This window comes from Neisseria sp. P0021.S006, from assembly GCF_051956895.1.
In genome coordinates this window covers 1-1,885 of record NZ_JBQCWZ010000216.1, presented here as the reverse complement: position 1 = coordinate 1,885, position 1,885 = coordinate 1, and the positions used below count along the sequence as shown (strand labels likewise).

Sequence of the window (1,885 nt, the reverse complement as noted above, 5' to 3'; positions counted from 1 at the left end):
CAATAAGGGTGTGCATATGAAGTTTTCCTTTAGTATTAACCTGTTATCCGTTTTGATTTTGGCCGCTTGTGCGCAACAGCCGGTTCAAAAGCCTCAAGTTTCCCTGCCCTCTGTATCTGTGGATAACCATGCGCCGGAGCAAGGAACAGGGCTGACGGAGCAGAAATTAATCCGCGCCAAGCATTATATGGCGGCGTCTGCCAATCCGCTGGCAACTGAAGCCGGTTATGAAATTTTGAAGCGCGGCGGCAGTGCGATAGATGCGATGATTGCCATGCAGACAACTTTGGGACTGGTTGAGCCGTAGTCTTCCGGATTGGGCGGCGGTGCGTTTCTGGTGTATTGGGACAATAAGGCGAAAAAGCTGACGACGTTTGATGCCCGTGAAACAGCGCCGAAAGCGGCAACACCGGAACTTTTCTTGGATGAAAACGGCAAACCGATGGGCTTTATGAAAGCGGTGGTCGGCGGCCGTTCGGTCGGTGTGCCGGGGATTACGAAGCTGCTGGAAGATGTCCACAAGCGTTATGGCAAATTGCCGTGGGCAAGTTTGTTTGAGAAACCGATTACTTTGGCGGAACAAGGTTTTGCTGTTTCTCCGCGTATGGCGAAATCCATCGAGCAAAATTTAGACCCCTTGCAACGTTATCCGCAAACCGCCGCTTACTTCCTGCCTGACGGCAAACCTTTGGCTGCAGGAACGGTTTTGAAAAATCCTGAATTTTCGCGTTCTGTGCGCCTGTTGGCGGAAAAAGGCAGTGCGCCGTTTTATCAGGGAATGCAGGCGCAAAATATTGTCCGTGCCGTTACCGGTGCTGTGGATAATCCCGGCAAAATCAGCATGGCGGATTTGAAAAACTATCAAGTTATCGAGCGTCAACCGGTTTGCGCGCCGTATCGTGAATATGAAGTTTGCGGCATGGGCGCGCCAAGTTCGGGCGCGATTGCTTTGGGTGAGATTTTGGGCGTCTTACAAAATCAGGATATGAGGGCGTTGGGATCGGAAAATATTCACAGTTGGCGCTGGATAGGCGATGCGTCACGGATTGCTTTTGCCGACCGCGATTATTATGTCGGCGATCCTGCGTTTGTGAATGTTCCGACCCGAGCCATGATTTCTCAGGCTTATTTGAAACCGCGTGCCGAAGAAATCCGCAAGGCTGACAAGGCATTGGAAACTATTCAGGCAGGCAAGTTCGGCAAGGAATACGCGCAAGGCATGGCGGTCGAGCTGCCGTCCACCAGCCATTTGGTGGTTGTGGATAAAGACGGCAACGTCGTGTCGATGACGACTTCGATTGAAAACGCGTTCGGTTCGGGGCTGATGGCAAACGGCTATCTGCTCAACAACGAATTAACCGATTTTGCCTTCAATCCTGTCGGAGAGGACGGTAAAACGGTGGCAAACAGCGTTGCCGGTGGAAAACGTCCGCGTTCTTCGATGGCACCGACCATTGTGATGAAAGACGGAAAACCTTATATGGCGGTCGGTTCGCCGGGCGGCAGCCGCATTATCGGTTTCGTCGCTAAAACACTGGTGGCGCATATCGACTGGGGTATGGACATTCAGACGGCAATTTTACTGCCGAATATGCTCAATCGCGGCAGCCAGTATGAAATTGAGGATAAAACAGCGGCTGCGGATAAAGCGGCTGCGTTGGAAAAATTGGGCTACAAAGTCCAAATCCGCGATTTGAATTCCGGCGTACAAGGCATTGTAATCGGCAAAGACGGTTTGCTCGGTGGTGCCGACCCGCGCCGCGAAGGCAAGGTTATGGGCGATTGATATTGTCGGTTTGACATGAAAAAGGCCGTCTGAAACCAAGTTCAGACGGCCTTTTTAGTTTGGGAAAATATATGGATAGGATGTGTATAAGAATAGAGT

General features: G+C 51.3%; 1 pseudogene. It reads left to right on the top strand.

Annotated elements, in window-relative coordinates:
• Nucleotides 1-16 precede the first annotated feature (16 nt).
• Nucleotides 17-1,786: pseudogene (ggt, locus tag ACTHUM_RS12695) on the top strand (gamma-glutamyltransferase).
• Nucleotides 1,787-1,885: the final 99 nt, after the last annotated feature.